This window comes from Streptomyces sp. NBC_00440 (assembly GCF_036014215.1).
Taxonomy (GTDB): Bacteria; Actinomycetota; Actinomycetes; order Streptomycetales; family Streptomycetaceae; genus Streptomyces.
Genome location: NZ_CP107922.1, coordinates 245127 through 260222, shown reverse-complemented (window position 1 = coordinate 260222; position 15096 = coordinate 245127). Strand labels below are relative to the sequence as shown.

The window sequence follows — 15096 nt, the reverse complement described above, 5'->3', positions numbered from 1 at the left end:
TCGTCCATCTGACCGGCGCGGACGGTGCAAACGTGAGACAAGTCGAGCTGGGAGGTCCGCATGGCCACGCACGAGGCGGTGGAGCGCGCCAAGCGTTTCGAGGGGCTCGCTCTGGGTTGGGCCAAGAAGGCACAGGAGGGGCACCCTGGAGCGGTTGAGCTGGCGCAGACCTTCGGGTCGTTGGCGGCCGCTGCCCGGATGGAACACATGACTTGGCGTATGCGCGTGCTCGGTGAACAGCTTGAAGGCGTTCAGACCTCGATGGACAGTCTCCGCCGCAAGCTGCCCGATCGGTGACGCCCCCCGCCCGGCAGCCGATCAGCCGGTGCCGAAGCCGGGAACCGTCTCCGGTGCGCGGTCCAGGCGCAACCGGATGAGGCGCACGGGGTGACGCCACCGGCCCGATCGATAGCGGCGTCACCCTCGAATTCGCCAACAACGTCGGGCTGCACGCAGGTGAAGTTCAGCAGATCTCGGCTGCCCCACCCGGCAGCAAATCGGACACCATGCCAGGGGTGCTCGGCTCCTGCTGGGGCGAGCAGGCCGGCTAGTTCGGCCCGCAGTCGTGCCGGGAGCGGTGTGCTGCGGGCGACCAATCTCAGTTCTTCGTTCTGGTCCCAGCGGCCCAGCAGCACACCGGAAGGATGTGCCCGGCTGCCGGTGACGGCCCCGATGACCGCCTCCGCCGACTCGCGGGAGCGGACCTTGGTCCAGCCTCTCGCCGAGGGCTGGTATCTGCCGTTGCGGGCCTTGGCCACACAGCCTTCCACGCCTACTCGCCCCCAGGCCGGGTCCAGCCACGCTGCGGCTTCGACCACGTCGCCGGTGGCCGGGCACAGCGCCCACGGCGCTTCCAGCGCACGACGGACGAACAAGTCCTCAAGCAAGGTGCGCCGCTCGTAGAGCGGAACATCCAGGAGCTCACGGCCGCGGAGCTGGAGCACGTCGAAGAGAATCACCTCGGCCGGTGACTGCGTGGCCAGTTCACGAGCCCGGGACTTGGTGTGACGGGCTCGGGCCTGCAGGGCGGGAAAGTCGAGCCGGCCTTCGTTCTGGGCCACGAGTTCGCCGTCCAGAACCATGCCTTCGTCGCGGAGGGCGGCCGCGGCGTCAACGACTTCCGGGAAGGCCCGTGTGAGGGCCAGGCTGCCGCTGCGAGACTGGAGGAACACCCCGTCCGAGCCGGTGAAGATCAGGCAGCGGAAGCCGTCCACTTTTGCCTCATACTGCGTGCCGCCCGGCAACGCGTCCGGGCGGGGAAGGGTCTTCGCGGTGCGGGCCAGCATCGGGAGGAGCGGAGAGCTGAGCACCCTCCACCCATGCATCCCCCGTGCCGCCCCTGCTTGCCGACCCGCTACAGCAGCGGCATCAGTGATTCGGCTGCGTCACATGATTTACAGGCTGCGCTCCCCGGCCTTCTCAGCGTGGTGAGCGCGTCGTCCAGGTCCACCTCGTCCTCGACATGCTTGAGCGCCATGCGGGCAGCGACCAGGTCCTCTCCACCCAGGCTGGACCAGAACGGATGCGTACTCACCCGCATCGTGGACTCCAGCAAGCGAGCCTGTTGCTCGACGGCCTGCTCGCGCTGCTCCGGTGTGTACCCGGGCGGCGATCCACACGGATCGCGGGTTCCGGAGTTCCCCGAGCTGTTCGGCGAGAGGACGTCGGATGTGGGCGTCGTGAGATCGTCAACCGTCGCCTCAATGGCGTCACGGACTGGGGGAAAGGGACAGCTGTGGATGAGCGCTCCATCGCACGCGGTGTCAAGAAGGGGATCCGCGAGGCCCGACGCCAGCGTGAGCGGCCGTCCTTGAGGCAGTACAAGGGTTGGCGATTCCCTCTGGCACTGGTCCTGCGGTACCCGAAGGTGATCAGCTGTCTCGGCGTTGTGTTCTTAGTTCTACTGGCCAGGTCCGGGAAGTCGTGACCATCAGGGGCACGGTGATCGGGACCCGGATGCCGTCGAGGGCGCAAGACGCACGACTGCGGTAGGGCAGCAGCACGGTGATGGGGAGGGGCCCGTCGTCGGGCTCCGGCGGCATGGCGTTACGCCGGTTCGGCCCCGGCCGCCTCGACTCGCTTGAGCTCCATACGGGCAGCGACCAGGTCCTCGCCCCTCAGGCTGGACCAGTAAGGATGCGTACTCACTCGCACCGTGGCCTCCAGCAGGCGTGCGTGCAGCTCGGACACCTGCTCGCGCTGCTGCGGTGTGTAGCCGGGCGACGCCGGAAGAGGGTGGTTGCGCCGGTACCAGTGGTCCGGATTCTCTACGACACCCATTGGCTCTACCGAGCGGGCCAGCTCGCGTGTCAGAGCCTGGTGTTCGGCTCGGATCCGGTGGAGCTCGACCTGGGCATCGCGCAGGTCCGGAGGGAAGTCGTACGTCGCCACCCCGACAGCGTACTCCTGTTCGAATCTGCTTCCCGGGACGACACCCTGAACCCGGCGTCGAACCTCCTCCGAGTCGCCGAGGTGCTGGAGGAGTCACAGCCCGCCAACGTGTGAATCCCGCCCGCCGCGGGACCGGCGGGCACGAGGCCCTCAGAGAACTGTGACGGCCCGGCTGAGGACCTCGTGCAAGCATCCCCGTGAGAGGAGCGGAACCACCATCCATCGACGATGGGCTGCTGCCGAGCACCGACACCGGATTCCGGTCGGTCAGGGCAACGATCTCCCACGGCAGTGGGATCGGCTCCCCCGCTCGCGGGTGCCTCCGCCCAGAGGCGGGATAGCGGTCTGGACACCGAGTAGGGAGCTGGTCGGCTGGAGGGCCGAGGCGACGGGAGCCTCGCCGCGCCGAGCATCAGAACACAGAGCCTCTGCCTCCGGCTATCGCGGAGGAAGAGGTGTCGGCAAGCGGCGAGGGCTTGCCCGCGTGGGGTGACCAGGCAAAACACCCAAGATCACAAAAGGTGGGTTCACACCTCCGGTAGTACCTCCGGTACAGCTCTGGAGGCACCTCTGCAGCCCACTCTGCAGACACCTTTGGGTGCAACCCTCGCAGCGGAGTGTCCCGACAGCACGCGCCCAGTGGGCGGCGGCTCCACTCGCGCCGTCGGTGCGCGGGCCGCCCTCGCGCGGACGATCGGTCAGCCTGGTCACTGGTGGATCGAAAGGTGCGTACCGCGCTGGATGTTCCAGCGCGCCATGGCTCCGGCCTCGGCTTCCAGGACGTGGCGGGCGTGCCGGCGGGGTGCTCCGAGGCGGTTGGGCTTCAAGGTGTGGACGTCGACGACGCGCAGTTGTCTGTCGAGGTAGGCGACGTCGATGGTGAAGCGCATGCGCAGTGTGTGAACGCTGCTGGATGGGGTGATGAGGATGGCTCCGTCGATGCCGTCGCGGCCGAGCAGGCCGCGGGTGCGGGCCTTGGGGGACGAGGCGATTTCCAGGGTCACCTCGGTGTGGGCGGTCCGGAGACGGGCGGGGCCGTCGCGGAGTGGTGAGGTTGTCGGCATACGGAGTTCCTGGGCTTGTAGTTCAGTGGGCGATGGCAGGCCGGGGCAGCAGGTCGCGCAGGAGTTCTGCCGTGTCTTCGTCCATGTCGACGCCGCCGCCGAGTTGTTCGTTGATCTTCATGAGATTCGCGGCGGCTTTCCGCAGGGCCTCGATGTCGCCGGCGGCGTGGTGGGCGAGGAAGATCTGGCGGTGCAGCGTTTCGTTCTCCTCGCAAGCGAGGAGACCTTGGCGGGCCGCCAGGAGGGCGCCTGGGATGTCTCCGGCTTCGCGGAGCCGCGTGGACAGTTCGTAGGCGACGTGCGCGATCGCGGAGACCATCTCCTGGATGATTGGCTCGGCCCAGGCGTAGCGCACGGGGTTGATGCCCGCGAAGGGTCGGCCGCGGACCAGCGCGAGAGCACGACGCAAGGCGAGGTCACCGTCCTCTCCCCGGTCGGCAAGTCCCCTGCGGGCGTGTTTCTGAAAGCTGGTCCAGTCGCAGGTGATCTTGGGTCCGAGTCGGTAGCGGCTGTCGCCGGAGTCCGGGACGCGGGGCAAGTGGGGGGCGCCGTCTTCGTCCTTGGCGAGCCAGGACCGGGTTCGGGAGATGACCGAATTGCGCATCTCTTTCTTGACTTGGCGGCCAGGCCAAAGGGCGTCGTCGATCGCGTGGTGGTCGACGCCTGGGTTGAGGGCGAGATAGGCGACGAGTTCGACACCGATGTTCTTTCGGTTGGAGTCGAGCCTGCCGGTGGCGCCTTCGATCTGGACGCTGCCGAGAAGGAGTACCCGTGGTCCGCTTGACGGGGCCGGTTCCTCGATCGGAGGTGGTGTCGTGGAGGCCGGAGCTGGGACGGTCGCATGGACGGCCCGGGCTGGCGGCGCGCACGGGGCAGCGAGCACCGTGGGGTGGTTGGCGGGTTCGGGTCGCGGATTCTCCTGCGGGTCGTGGTTGATGACGCTGGGTCCGTTGTCTGTCTCGGCCACGTCCTCAGGTTCGGGTGGGTTGTTCTCCGGGTCCGTGGGCACGGCCGCCAGGTCGTGGTCGTCTTTCTGCGCTGGATGCGTGCTGCTGTCGTCGTCGAGGGATTCTTCTTCGAGGTCGGCGTACTCCGCGGGTAGACCGTCTTCGCCGGGTTCGTCCGCGGTGGCATCGTCGTCCGGGTCGGCGGTGACCCACTCGGGTGCGGGAACGTCTGTCTCGCTGGCGGCGAGGGTGAGCAGCTCGATGGCGTCGGCGAAGTGTTCGTCGGACAGGCCCTGGAGACGGATGGGGAGACGGGAGCCGGGGAGCACGATGGTGTCGTCCGGGCTTTGGCAGCTCAGTGTCCAGGCCCCCGCCTCCGGGCCGGCGGGGTTGGTGGTGATGACGGCGGCCGCTGTGGTGGGTTGTTGGGTGAGCGCGTCGAGGAGCCGGTCGGTGTCGGCTCCCTCGGGCAGGTTCTCGGCCAGGACAACGTGCGGGGTCCAGTCGCCTGCGGTGTCATCGCTCAGCCGCGCCTGGCGCAGTGAGGTGGCGCCGATTGTGGTGAGGGCGCGACGCTGGTCGGCTGTGTGAGCGGCCAGGTCGGTAGCTGCGTCGGCTACGACGGTTCGGGCGACGCGTTCGGGGGCGGCCGCTTCGAGGCCGGGTGTCGTATCGCCGAGTGCGGCTACTTCTAGGTGGCCGGGTACCGGGGTGTTGGCGAGCTCCACGGCGATGGCTTGCAGGACGTGGCGGGCGAAGTCTTCGTCTCCGGCCAGTTGGAGGATGCCGACGTGTTCGAGGTCGATGAGGACGAGGTGACCCTGTGCGTCCCAGCCGATCGAGACGAGTACGGGGTAGGGGGCGTCTGCGTCCTGCAGGGTTTCGTCGTCGGCCAGGTCGGGGTTGGTGGCTGAGCAGGTCCACAGGTCCTGGCGGCCGGCCGCGGATGCGAACGGCTTCATCGGGGCTGTGTCCTGGTCGAGGTGCAGTTCGACGCGGGACTCGTGCAGGACCACAGCTTCCACGACGGGAAGTTCGCGTCCGACCGCTGCCAGGTTGAGGGCGAGGGTGCGCAGCGCGGTGTCGAGCAGGTCGAAGCCCGTGGGGTGCTGGGCGGCGCGCAGTCCTTGTTCGGTCGCGGCTGCCCGGCCTTGTGGCATCGGGATGCGCCGGCCGGGGCGCAGGCGGCGCTGTTGGAGTCGGCGTCTTAGGGCGAGGGTGCCGATCAGGGCTGCGGCCAGCGCTCCGGCGCCCATCCACATGGCGGCCGGTGCGAGGGCCTGGTCGTTCTGTTCGTGGGTGGGCTGGACTTGGGCCGGGCGGGTGTTCTGGGCGCTGGGAGCAGGCGTGCGGGTGGTGGTGTCGGGGGCCGGGTTGGCTGTGCTGCTCGGGGCCGGGGCGGTGATGGTCGGGGGTGCCGGGTGCTGTGCAGGGCCCTGGCGGTCGTCGTGGTCGGTTTCCGGGGTCTTGCTGGTGGGGGTGTGCTGATGTGTGGTGGGGGGCGGGTTGTCCGTGCGGGCTTCGGGGGCGGGGCTTCCCTCTTCGGCCTGCTGCGGGATGTCGAGTTTCTGGCCCGGGTAGATGAGGTCCGGGTTGTCGAAGTGGCCTCCCCCGGGCTGGGCTTCTCCCTTGTTGGCGTCGTAGATGGCACGCCATTGGTTGGGGTCGCCGTGGCGGGCTGCGATGGACCAGAGGCTGTCTCCGGCATGGACGGTTTCCGCCTCTGGAGTCTTCTCGTCGCCTCCGGCGGCCGCAGCTGCGTGGGGGGTGGCGTCGGAGCCTGGTGTGGTGGTGGCCGCCGGGGCCTGGCTGGTGGCCGGCTTCGTGGAGCGGGCGTCCGCGGGAAGACTGACGACCGTGCCCAGCGGCAGGTACCCGTCGCCGGCGGCGAGTTCCGGGATGCCGGGGTTGAGGGCTGCGATGTCCTTCCATCGCTGCCCGTTGCCGAGGTACGTCTCGGCCAGGTCCCACGGCGACTCGGTGGGCGAGGTGACCGTGTGCTGGGGCCAGGCGCTCTGAGAACTCGGGGAACTCGTGCTGTTCCCACTGGGGGCTGTGGTCGGGCCCGGCTCGCTCACCGCGGTGTGGACGGTGGCGGCGGAGGCGGGTGAGACGACGGCGGCCGAGGCTGCGGTCGGCGCGAGCAGCACGACCGCGCCGACCAGGAACCCGGCGAAGGACTGCAGGCCGCCCAAGCCCTTGATCCGGGGGGCGGAGCGGCGGCGCAGCACGGCCACGAGTTCGACGAGGACGGAGAAGGTGAAGGCGGTCCAGGCGGCCCAGCCGAGGAGGGTGAGGACTACGAGGAAGGCGGTGCCGTCGTCCTGGCTCATCAGCAGGTCCCAGCCACCGGTGAGTTCGGTCGGCTGGTGTCCGACGGCAAGCAGCGCGTAGGGGACGCCGGCGACCAGGGCGAGCAGGAGGGCGAGTCCGGTCAGGGCGCGCAGCAGGACGCCGAGGGCGCGCAGGGGTCCGGGGGTGCGATGGGCCATGGTGCGGCTCAGCCTCCAGCAGCGGGTTGGGTTTGTAGATGGGCCTTGGCGGTACCGGTCACATCGAGCGTGCTCTTGCCGAGCAGGACGGCGAACTTGGTGCGGTAGGTGTCGTGGACAGTCACATTGAGGGTCTGCCCGCCGTCGGTGATCTCCACGTCTCCCTGGACGTTCGCGCCTGCGAGGTAGTCCTGGGCAGCCGCGCGGGCGGCGTCCGGGTCGATCGTGATGGCGGTGCCTTCGGTGGCCTGCGCCGGGTCGAGTTGCTGGCCGGCGGTGCGGGCGGCTTCCTGGGCCAGGGAGGTGCTGCGGTTTTCCGCGTTCAGGGCGCCGCCGCCGTCAACGAGGAGTCCCATGACCATGAGGATCGCCACGGACGTGATCGCGAAGAACAGCGACATGGAACCGCGGTCACCCCGGACGCGCAGTACGGTGCGGCGCCGGTCTACGAATCTGCGCACGGTGCGGGTCACTGGCGCCCCCGGTAGGTGTCGATGGGGCTGGTCCATGACGCTCGCAGGGTTTTCGAGCCGGGCAGTCCCGGCAGGCCGATGTCGGAGAGATCCGCAGTACAGGCGATGGTCGCGGTCACGGTGGCCGCGGTCCCGACGTCCAGACTGTAGCCGGATGTGTCTACGGTGACGCTGCTGGTCCGGCAGGTGATGCCCTCGCCGTCGAGGCTCTGTTCGGCCGCAGTCTGGGCCTGGGACTGTGCGGTGGAGGCGTCTCGTTCGAGGGAGGCGGCCCGGGCTGCGGCGCGGGCTGCGGAGTCGACGGCGCCGTTCGCGTCGACGACCCGGCCGAAGGCGACCATGAGGAGCAGTAGGGCGATGAGCGCCGGGGCGAGCACGGCTGTCTCGACCGCGTAGCTGCCCCGGTCCTGGCGCAGGGCCTGCGGGAGTCGTCTGCTGGGGCCGTTCATGGGTTTGTGAACCGTTCGATGGGGCCTTCGGCGTACTGGGTGACGTTCAGTTCGAGGCCGGGGACGAGGGTGGCAACGGTGCCGTGCACGGTGATGCGGATCTGCTGGGCGGTGCTGCCGGCGGGTGACACGCTCGCGCCCCGCACGCTGTTGCCGAACCGGGCGAGGAAGTCCTGTGCCTGGGCCACTCCGTCGCTGTCGGTGGCGCCGAAGGCCCGGCCGGCCTCGACGCCCTGGCGGGCGGCGGACTGGGCGACCTTGCGTGCGTGGTAGTAGAACCCGACCTGGATGGAGGTGAGGAGGAGGGCCAGGACGGCGATGGCCAGGATCGCGACTTCGACGCTCCCGAACCCGCGGTCGCCCTGCGGTCCCAGGGCGCCGGCCCGCCATGTGTTCAGCCGCTTCCTCACCCCGCCGCCCCTTCTTCTTGGTCTGTTGTCTCGACCGGTCGTGTTCATCCGCCGTTGATGATGCCGATCTTTTCCGCGAGCTTCGTTTTGATCGCGACGATGACCAGGCCGGCCGCAACGAGGAAGGCCCCGGCGATGAGGGCGACTTCCGTGCTGTTCTGTCCGGCGTCGCGGGCTGCTTTGAGCTGCTCGTAGCGCAGGCGCATCCACGCGGTGAGGACCTCGATGTCCATAGCTGCTTCTCTCCCTTTGGGGTCAGGTGCCGAGGATGGTGATCGTGATGGGGATCATCACGAAGACGAGCATGAGGATCACGCCGAAGGTGACGGGAAGAACCATCGCCGCTGACGCCGCGTTCGCCTGGGCTTTCTGGTCCGAGAGCAGCGCGATGCGCAGTTGGCGGGCCTGGGCCTGCAGGGTGGTGTAGACGGCGGCGCCGTCGCCGGCGAGCGCGAGGGTGTCGGCGGGGCGGGTCAGTTCGGGGATGTCGAGTTCGTCTCCGAGTTGCTTGAGGGCGTCCCAGACGGTGACTCCGGCCAGGTCAGCCTGGTGGAAGATCTGCCGCATCCGCACGAAGATCCATCCGTCGCCGACTTCCGCGGTCTGTATCAGGGCCTGCGCGGCCCCGGAGTTGGCGATGCGGGCGAGGGCGACGCGTTCGAGGTAGGAGGCGGCCGCGTGCCGTACGACCAGGCGCGCGGCGGCTGCCTCCCGGGCGATGTCTTTGCCGGGCCAGAACCACATCAGGGTTGCCAGGCCCAGAGATGCGATGAGCGGCATGGCGTAGGGCCACGGGGCGCCCGCCAGGGCGAGCATGGCCTGCATCAGCTGGGGGAAGAGCAGCCCGTACAGGGCGAACAGGACGCGTTTGCCGAGGTGTTCGGCGGGGCTCTTGCGCAGCAGCGCGAGGTCCTTGACGGGCAGGGTGATGCGGCCGCCGAACTCGCTGAGCAGCCGGGTGCCCACGCGCGAGGGCAGCGAGTCCGTTCCCGGCAGGGCTGCGGTGGACAGGGTTGTGGGGGCTTTGGTGGCGTCCAGGTGGTCCAGGGCGCTGGCCAGGTCTGCTTTCGCCGGCCAGGCGGCCCGGACGGCGAGGCCGATCAGGGCTCCGGAGGCGGCGGCTGGCAGGACGGCCTGCAGGGGGATCATCGCTGGCCTCCGATGGTGGTGAGGTAGGCGGGCAGCGGGTCCAGCAGGCGGGGGTCGGGCTTGGTGCGGGCGATGCGGCGCAGCCAGCTCAGGGTCCAGGCGAAGGCGGCGCCCAGGCCGGCGAGGACGATCTGTCCCAGCGGGGATTGGTACCAGCCCGACCAGGCGTTGTTGAGCATGCAGCCGATCACGATGACGCAGATCACGACGGACACCATGCGGGAGGATTTACGGACCTTGGCACGGTCGGCTTCGATGTCGCGGGCGTCGGCGGCTTGCTGATGGATGGTGACTGCGAGGGCTTCCAGGGCGTCGGAGAGCCCGGGTCCCTTGTAGACGGCGTGGGACTGGAAGAGCAGCACCACGTGGTCGGAGACCCCGTCGGCGAGTTCGTCGGCGAAGCGCGCGAAGGCGTCCTGCGCTTCCATCCCGGCGCCCAGGCGGTCGGCGAGGGCCCGTACGTTCTGGGCGATGGGTGCGGGTGCGTTCTTGGCGCTGGCGCGGATGGTCTGCGGGAGGCTGATGCCCGCGGTGTGTACGCCGGCCAGGTGGTTGAGCCACTGGGCGAGCGCTTCGAGGCGCTCGATGCGTACCGTCGCCGCGGTGCCGGGGTTCAGGGTGTAGGGCAGGCCGAGCACGGCGGCCCCGGCGAGGAGGCCGTGGACGGGCCAGCCGGTCCACGCCCACACCACGAGAGTGACCAGGCCGGCGGTGCCGAGGAGATATTTCCAGCGTTGCTGCCAGGCTTCGGGCAGTTCAGCCTTCGCGCGCTGGAGCCGGCCCGTCATCCGGGAGGCGGGCTTGATCGGATCGCGTACGCGGCCGCGCAGTTCCCGGACAGCGAGGACGATCCCCGTGACGGTGAGAACGGCGCAGCAGGCTGCGACCAGAGCGAGCTGGGATGTGGTCACCGTGGGCTCACCGTCTGCAGTGCGGGACCCCAGGCGCCGTGGGGGTTGTCCGTCAGCCACGGCCGGTGGAAGACGTTGGTGCGTTCCAGATCGGCGATGAAGGTCGGCATGTTCTTGTAGACGGCGCGTGCTTCCTGGCCGTGGGGGGCGAAGAGTTCCGTCGTTGTTGGTCTGCCGCCTTCGCCGACGACGTCGTGGACTTCGTAGATGTGGGAGACGAAGCGGTGCTTGCGGCCGCCGATCGCGGTTTCGTCCAGGTAGGTGAGGTACACGACGACGTCGATGGACGAAGCGATGAGGTGGTGGGCGGCTTCGGTGGCCATCCCGGCTTCGGTGCACAGCTGAACGAGGCGGCTGATGATCGCGTGGGGTCGCCGGACATGGAGGGTGCACATCGATCCGGAGCCGCCCGCGGACATGGCCTGCAGCATCGGGACGATCTCGGTGGAGCGGACCTCGCCGACGATCACCCTCGATGCGTTGTAACGCAAGGCTGTTGCGAACATGTCGGAGATGGTGACCTCGCCGGCAGCTTTATCGCCCAGGCGCTCACCGTTGGACTGGCGGGCCTCGAAGGCGAACGTGACCGGCCCCGGCTTGGGCCCTGGTTCGTCCAGGTAAAGCTCCCGGTCCGACTCCAGGGTGACGAGCCGCTCGGATGCCGGGATCTCCCGGCCCAGGGCCCGCAGCAACGATGTCTTTCCGGCACCCATGTCGCCGACGACCAGGACGTTCATCCGGGCGTGGACGCAGGCAGTCAGGAACCGCTCCAGGATCGGGTTGATGGAGCCCCACTGCGTCAGCTCGGCGATGCCGTGCTGACGGATGCGGTGCTTTCGGATGACGACCGAGGGCCGGCTGGTCAGCAGCGAGGACGTGACACGGGAGCCGTCGGGCATCCGGAACCCGACCATCGGGGTCGCCTGGGTCAGGCCGCGCTCACCGTGCCCGGACAGGCGGGCCATCCGGTTGACCCACGTGATGAGTTCCTCATGGGAGTCGGCGACGCGCTCAATGGTGCGCCGGGGTTTGTCGAAGTACTCGACGTGCGCGCGCAGCCCGTCGACCATGACGTCTTCGACACCGTCCTCGTCGAGGAGGGACTGCAGGCGCCCGCCCCGGTACATCGCGTTGAACACCGCGGTGCGGATCGTCGCTTCGTGCTCTTCGGTCAGGGGTGTGTTGCCCTGCGCGTACTTGGCGGACCAGTCGGCGACGGCGGTGGTGACCAGGGAGCGGGCCATGGCCCGGCGGTCGGCTTCCTCGAGGAGCTTGTCGGGGTCGCGGTCGCTGAGCTGCTGCGAGACGTCCGACTGCAGAGCTTCGATCACCTCCCAGCCCACGGGCAGTTCGCCCGGCAGGCCGGCCAGACGCGGTACCGCGGCCGGGCCCGCCTGGTCGGCCGGTGGCTGTTGGGCCGGGGCGGCGGCGGGATGGGTGGGTTCGGGGCGGCGCTGGCCGAGGCGTCCTGCGAGGAGCCCGGCGAGTTCTTCGCGGCCCATCGGTGGTGGATGCCCGTTGGTGCCGGGGCGCTGGTGGGTGTCAGCCACGGGGGCCGCCCGGCTGCTGCTGGCTGAGCCGCTGCAGCACACCGGCGAGCTGCGGGTTGGCCGGGCGCGGCGGGTACTCGCGCTGGATCTGACGGCGGGCGGCCGCAGCTTCGAACGCTTCCGTTGCGGTACGCGCATGCCGCAGCAATGGGCTCCTGCTGTAGCCGCGTGGGGGCCGGCCGCCCTGGGTGAGGTAGCCGGCCGTGTCCGGGTCGAAGGGCAGCGCGGCCAGTACAGGTGTCTTGAGCGCCTCGGCGACCTGGTGCGCCCGGTAGGCGCCGTCCTCGATCAGCAGCAGGCCCAGGGCGTCGTCACCGGTACCGCGTTCGCGCAGCTCGGTGCGGAGCGGGTCGATGAGGTGGCGGGCCAGCGTGAGGGACTGCTCGGTGCCGCGGACGACCAGCAGGACGAGATCGGCCTGGTGGAGGAGCGGGGTGGGAGTCAGTGTGGGGTGCAGGTGCCCGGATTCCAGGGCGAGGCGCCCGCCGTCGATGAACACGTCGTACCCGGCTTCGGCAGAGAGCACCTGCAGGACCTCCGCGAGGGCCGGCCAGGTACGGCTGAGGGCGGCCGCCTGGGCCGGATCGGTGAGGCCGGCAAGGAGTTTGCGGTGGCCCGCCTCGTCCATCGGCCACAGGTGGTTGGTGAAAGCGCTGGCGAGCGCGTCCGGTCCAGTCCGTTCGGCGGCCGCCAGATGGTAGAGGCCGAACCCGGCGCTGACCGCGTTCTGCAGGAACCCGGCACGGATCGTGCCGCCGCCCGGATCGCACTCGGCGAGCAGCGAGGCGCGCTTCGAGGCCAGGGACAGGGACAGGGCGGTGGTGGTGACGCCGGAGGACTTCGCGGAGACAAGAGCGGTGACCGTCATCGGCTGCTCCTCGGTTCGCGGACCAGCGAGATCCGGCCTACGGCGGCGCGGGTGGCCAGGAGCGGACCGTCGGTGTCCGCTACCGCGAGGTTGACGACCACCGTGCCGGACGCGTCCGGCCGGGACACCGACACGACCACCCCGTTGAGCGTCGACGGCGGCGTCTCACCGCTCTTGTCGCCGGTGGTGGTGTCGCCCTGGGCCGGGGTGGTCACTGCGAGGACCTTGTCACCGGGGGCGAGCGTTCCCGCCGGTGACTGGCCGCGCTTGACCTGCACACCGACCTGCTCTTTGTCATCCCCAAGCCCGGTCCCCGCGCCCAGCTGCGAGGAGGTCAGGAGTCCACCTTTGCGCAGGTCGACGGCCGGGCGCTTGCCGACGATACTGCTCCGCTGTCCGGCGGGGACCGGGGTCAGGGCGCCGTCGGCGGACACCTCGGCCACGACCAGGTCTCCATCGGTGATGGCCTGTCCTGCCGGCACGTCCCGGGCGATCGCGAGAACCTTCACGCGGTCGCTGGATGACGTGACGGCCGCGGCCGCGCCCAGCCCGCCGAGCACCGCGAGGACGATACACAGTGCAGCAACCGACCAGCGTCGCTCCCGCTTGACCGGAGGCGTGGTGGTGATGGGGATCTCGGGACGGCCGGGAGTCTGCGGGCGCGGCAGCGGAGGTGCGGCGACGGGGGGTTCCATGCGGCGAGGGGCCTTTCAAGTCTTTTCGTGAACGCTTAGTTGAGGACCTGGACCTCAACGACCGTGATGTCCACGGCGCTGTTCCTGACCTCGGTGAGCTGGCCGGTCTGGCCGCCGCCCTGCCAGTCGATCGACCAGGTCGAAGTGGCGGTGACGTGGAACTTCCCCGACGGCTGAGTCGAGGACGGTTCGCTGTAATGGTGGCCGCAGTCCGGGGAGGGGTTCTTGCCGTACTCGGCGCGGTAGGGGGTGCCGGCCGTGGTGCACGTGACGCTGGATCCGTCTCCGAGATTCCAGACGATCTTGGAGACCTTCGCGGTGGCCTTCACGGTCACCCCGCCGGCCGACGCGCTGGCGACGTTCGGGCCGTAGGTCTCGGCGCCTTTCGCTGTCCACATGTAGACCGGCATGCCCACTACGCCCTTGCCACCGGGCTTGGGTGTGATCCCGATTCTCGGGCCGAGCAGCGTCATTTTGTCGACGGCTTCCCGCGCGAGCTGCGCAGGGTCCACTGCTGCGGCCGCCGGAGGCTTGGCCATCCAAACGAAGCCCTGCAACTGGGTGTTGTTGGGATCGTCGGAAGTGCCGATGGGGCAGGTGCGCTGGTAGATCGCTCCGCTCCCGGGCTTGTGGCCCTTCCACGCGGGGTCGCTGGCCGGAGGCTGCGGCTGAGCCGTCTTGTAGTAACAGCCACCGGAGAACTGGCCGAGTTCAGGGTCGTTGCAGGGCATTTTGATTGTGCCGGTCTGCGGTCCGGGGTCGCCCACGGTGACGTAGCCAGGGCCTGCGTAGACGTCACAGGTTGGCTTCTTGCCCGGCTTCCGCGCTGCGGTCTTGCCGGTGCGGCCATGTTCCGGGGCGGCGGGCTTACTGTCCGAGCCGCCAACCCCGGCCCCGATACAGACGGACATGTCGCCGCAGTCCGTGGGTGGGGCAATGGTCGGCTTCGGGTGGGGGTTCGCCTCCGCGATCGGGGCACCGGCAAGCGTCAGTACGATCGCGAGCCCGACGGTGCCTGTGGCTTTCCTCAGCATGTGTGCTGCTTGTCGACTGCGTAGTCCACGACCATCCACCGATCGCCGATCGTGCGTACTGAGCCGGTCACCGTGTACCGGTGAACCTGATTGGGGCTGGTGACGTCCTTACCGCTGTCCTTCTTCACCGCAGTCCAGTCCGTGGTGATGAAGCACTCAGACACCATGGCCTTGTGGGGAGACTGTGCGAGATCGATAGCCGTCACCTTGGCGATGCTCTTCGGCTTGCCCTTGAAGACGACGCCGGCCTGCCGGTACTGGAAAAGCTCACCTTCGATCTTGGCGAGTGCCTTGTCCGAGGCGTAGGTATTGAGCTTCGTCCCGGAGTCTTTTCCCACCGCGTACGCCTTCGTCTGCTCCTGCCGCATGCCGGAATAGGCAGTCAGTACAGCCTTCCGTGCTTGGGCTTCCTTCGCGTCGACGGTCGGCGAGGGGGAGGCGCTGGTCGGCTTGTTTTCAGTGGGATCGCCACCGTCGGAACTGCAAGCGGACAGCGTTACGAGAGTGCATGCCGCGAGAAAGACGACTGCGGGCCGAACTCCCCGGTTGCGAACCCGACGTTCCGATCGTGCTGGCTGTGCCACTACGCCTCCCCGTACGTTCTCGGCGGCACCATGCTGACCTGCGGCGTGATGCGCTTGCTGGCTGCACCAGCAGCCACAG

General features: G+C 69.2%; 17 protein-coding genes. 1 reads left to right on the top strand and 16 read right to left on the bottom strand.

Annotated features, from left to right (window positions below):
• Positions 1 to 60: 60 nt before the first annotated feature.
• Positions 61 to 297, top strand: a complete 237-nt coding sequence (locus OHB13_RS38590; RefSeq protein ID WP_328380773.1) for a hypothetical protein — start codon at positions 61 to 63, stop codon at positions 295 to 297.
• Here the strand turns inward: OHB13_RS38590 and OHB13_RS38585 are convergent.
• From OHB13_RS38585 to OHB13_RS38510, 16 genes are all read right to left on the bottom strand, one after another.
• A complete protein-coding gene (locus OHB13_RS38585; protein WP_328380771.1) occupies positions 252 to 1286 on the bottom strand; it encodes an ATP-dependent DNA ligase in 1035 nt (344 codons plus the stop codon). The two genes, OHB13_RS38590 and OHB13_RS38585, sit on opposite strands and share 46 nt — an antisense overlap.
• 68 nt (positions 1287 to 1354) lie before the next feature.
• Positions 1355 to 1540 carry a hypothetical protein gene (locus OHB13_RS38580; RefSeq protein WP_328380769.1) on the bottom strand — a complete coding sequence of 62 codons (186 nt, stop codon included), beginning with the start codon at positions 1538 to 1540 and terminating at the stop codon, positions 1355 to 1357.
• A 506-nt stretch (positions 1541 to 2046) separates the two neighbouring features.
• Positions 2047 to 2391, bottom strand: a complete 345-nt coding sequence (locus tag OHB13_RS38575) for a hypothetical protein (RefSeq protein ID WP_328380767.1) — start codon at positions 2389 to 2391, stop codon at positions 2047 to 2049.
• A gap of 707 nt (positions 2392 to 3098) precedes the next feature.
• Positions 3099 to 3455, bottom strand: a complete 357-nt coding sequence (locus tag OHB13_RS38570) for a DUF192 domain-containing protein (RefSeq protein ID WP_328380765.1) — start codon at positions 3453 to 3455, stop codon at positions 3099 to 3101.
• 22 nt (positions 3456 to 3477) lie between these two features.
• Entirely contained in the window at positions 3478 to 6894 is a 3417-nt protein-coding gene (locus OHB13_RS38565; protein ID WP_328380763.1) for a LysM peptidoglycan-binding domain-containing protein, read from the bottom strand.
• Positions 6895 to 6902: 8 nt separating this feature from the next.
• Positions 6903 to 7355, bottom strand: a complete 453-nt coding sequence (locus tag OHB13_RS38560; RefSeq protein WP_328380761.1) for a TadE/TadG family type IV pilus assembly protein — start codon at positions 7353 to 7355, stop codon at positions 6903 to 6905.
• 8 nt (positions 7356 to 7363) lie between these two features.
• Positions 7364 to 7816: a TadE/TadG family type IV pilus assembly protein gene (locus OHB13_RS38555; RefSeq protein WP_328335742.1), complete on the bottom strand. Its 453-nt coding sequence runs from the start codon at positions 7814 to 7816 to the stop codon at positions 7364 to 7366.
• Entirely contained in the window at positions 7813 to 8226 is a 414-nt protein-coding gene (locus OHB13_RS38550; protein WP_328380759.1) for a TadE/TadG family type IV pilus assembly protein, read from the bottom strand. The genes OHB13_RS38555 and OHB13_RS38550 overlap by 4 nt, the downstream gene beginning before the upstream one ends.
• Positions 8227 to 8270: 44 nt before the next feature.
• Positions 8271 to 8459 carry a hypothetical protein gene (locus OHB13_RS38545; RefSeq protein ID WP_328335744.1) on the bottom strand — a complete coding sequence of 63 codons (189 nt, stop codon included), beginning with the start codon at positions 8457 to 8459 and terminating at the stop codon, positions 8271 to 8273.
• 22 nt (positions 8460 to 8481) lie between these two features.
• A complete protein-coding gene (locus OHB13_RS38540; protein WP_328380757.1) occupies positions 8482 to 9375 on the bottom strand; it encodes a type II secretion system F family protein in 894 nt (297 codons plus the stop codon).
• On the bottom strand, positions 9372 to 10286 hold the full coding sequence (locus OHB13_RS38535) for a type II secretion system F family protein (protein WP_328380755.1): 915 nt from the start codon (positions 10284 to 10286) through the stop codon (positions 9372 to 9374). The genes OHB13_RS38540 and OHB13_RS38535 overlap by 4 nt, the downstream gene beginning before the upstream one ends.
• Positions 10283 to 11836: a CpaF family protein gene (locus OHB13_RS38530; RefSeq protein WP_328380753.1), complete on the bottom strand. Its 1554-nt coding sequence runs from the start codon at positions 11834 to 11836 to the stop codon at positions 10283 to 10285. Before OHB13_RS38530 ends, OHB13_RS38535 begins: the two co-directional genes overlap by 4 nt.
• On the bottom strand, positions 11829 to 12704 hold the full coding sequence (locus OHB13_RS38525; protein ID WP_328335748.1) for a hypothetical protein: 876 nt from the start codon (positions 12702 to 12704) through the stop codon (positions 11829 to 11831). Before OHB13_RS38525 ends, OHB13_RS38530 begins: the two co-directional genes overlap by 8 nt.
• Complete coding sequence (locus OHB13_RS38520) at positions 12701 to 13399, bottom strand: SAF domain-containing protein (RefSeq protein WP_328335749.1); 699 nt, start codon at positions 13397 to 13399, stop codon at positions 12701 to 12703. The genes OHB13_RS38525 and OHB13_RS38520 overlap by 4 nt, the downstream gene beginning before the upstream one ends.
• Before the next feature lie 35 nt (positions 13400 to 13434).
• Entirely contained in the window at positions 13435 to 14433 is a 999-nt protein-coding gene (locus OHB13_RS38515; protein WP_328380751.1) for an ATP/GTP-binding protein, read from the bottom strand.
• Positions 14427 to 15017, bottom strand: a complete 591-nt coding sequence (locus tag OHB13_RS38510) for a hypothetical protein (protein ID WP_328335751.1) — start codon at positions 15015 to 15017, stop codon at positions 14427 to 14429. The genes OHB13_RS38515 and OHB13_RS38510 overlap by 7 nt, the downstream gene beginning before the upstream one ends.
• Positions 15018 to 15096 lie beyond the last annotated feature (79 nt).

Excerpts from the sequence above, each read along its gene's own strand:
- OHB13_RS38555 (WP_328335742.1), bottom strand. The coding sequence starts at position 7,816 with ATGAACGGCCCCAGCAGACGACTCCCGCAGGCCCTGCGCCAGGACCGG.
- OHB13_RS38540 (WP_328380757.1), bottom strand. The coding sequence starts at position 9,375 with ATGATCCCCCTGCAGGCCGTCCTGCCAGCCGCCGCCTCCGGAGCCCTG.
- OHB13_RS38565 (WP_328380763.1), bottom strand. The coding sequence starts at position 6,894 with ATGGCCCATCGCACCCCCGGACCCCTGCGCGCCCTCGGCGTCCTGCTG.
- OHB13_RS38525 (WP_328335748.1), bottom strand. The coding sequence starts at position 12,704 with ATGACGGTCACCGCTCTTGTCTCCGCGAAGTCCTCCGGCGTCACCACC.
- OHB13_RS38520 (WP_328335749.1), bottom strand. The coding sequence starts at position 13,399 with ATGGAACCCCCCGTCGCCGCACCTCCGCTGCCGCGCCCGCAGACTCCC.
- OHB13_RS38580 (WP_328380769.1), bottom strand. The coding sequence starts at position 1,540 with ATGCGGGTGAGTACGCATCCGTTCTGGTCCAGCCTGGGTGGAGAGGAC.
- OHB13_RS38545 (WP_328335744.1), bottom strand. The coding sequence starts at position 8,459 with ATGGACATCGAGGTCCTCACCGCGTGGATGCGCCTGCGCTACGAGCAG.
- OHB13_RS38570 (WP_328380765.1), bottom strand. The coding sequence starts at position 3,455 with ATGCCGACAACCTCACCACTCCGCGACGGCCCCGCCCGTCTCCGGACC.
- OHB13_RS38585 (WP_328380771.1), bottom strand. The coding sequence starts at position 1,286 with ATGCTGGCCCGCACCGCGAAGACCCTTCCCCGCCCGGACGCGTTGCCG.
- OHB13_RS38590 (WP_328380773.1), top strand. The coding sequence starts at position 61 with ATGGCCACGCACGAGGCGGTGGAGCGCGCCAAGCGTTTCGAGGGGCTC.
- OHB13_RS38515 (WP_328380751.1), bottom strand. The coding sequence starts at position 14,433 with ATGCTGAGGAAAGCCACAGGCACCGTCGGGCTCGCGATCGTACTGACG.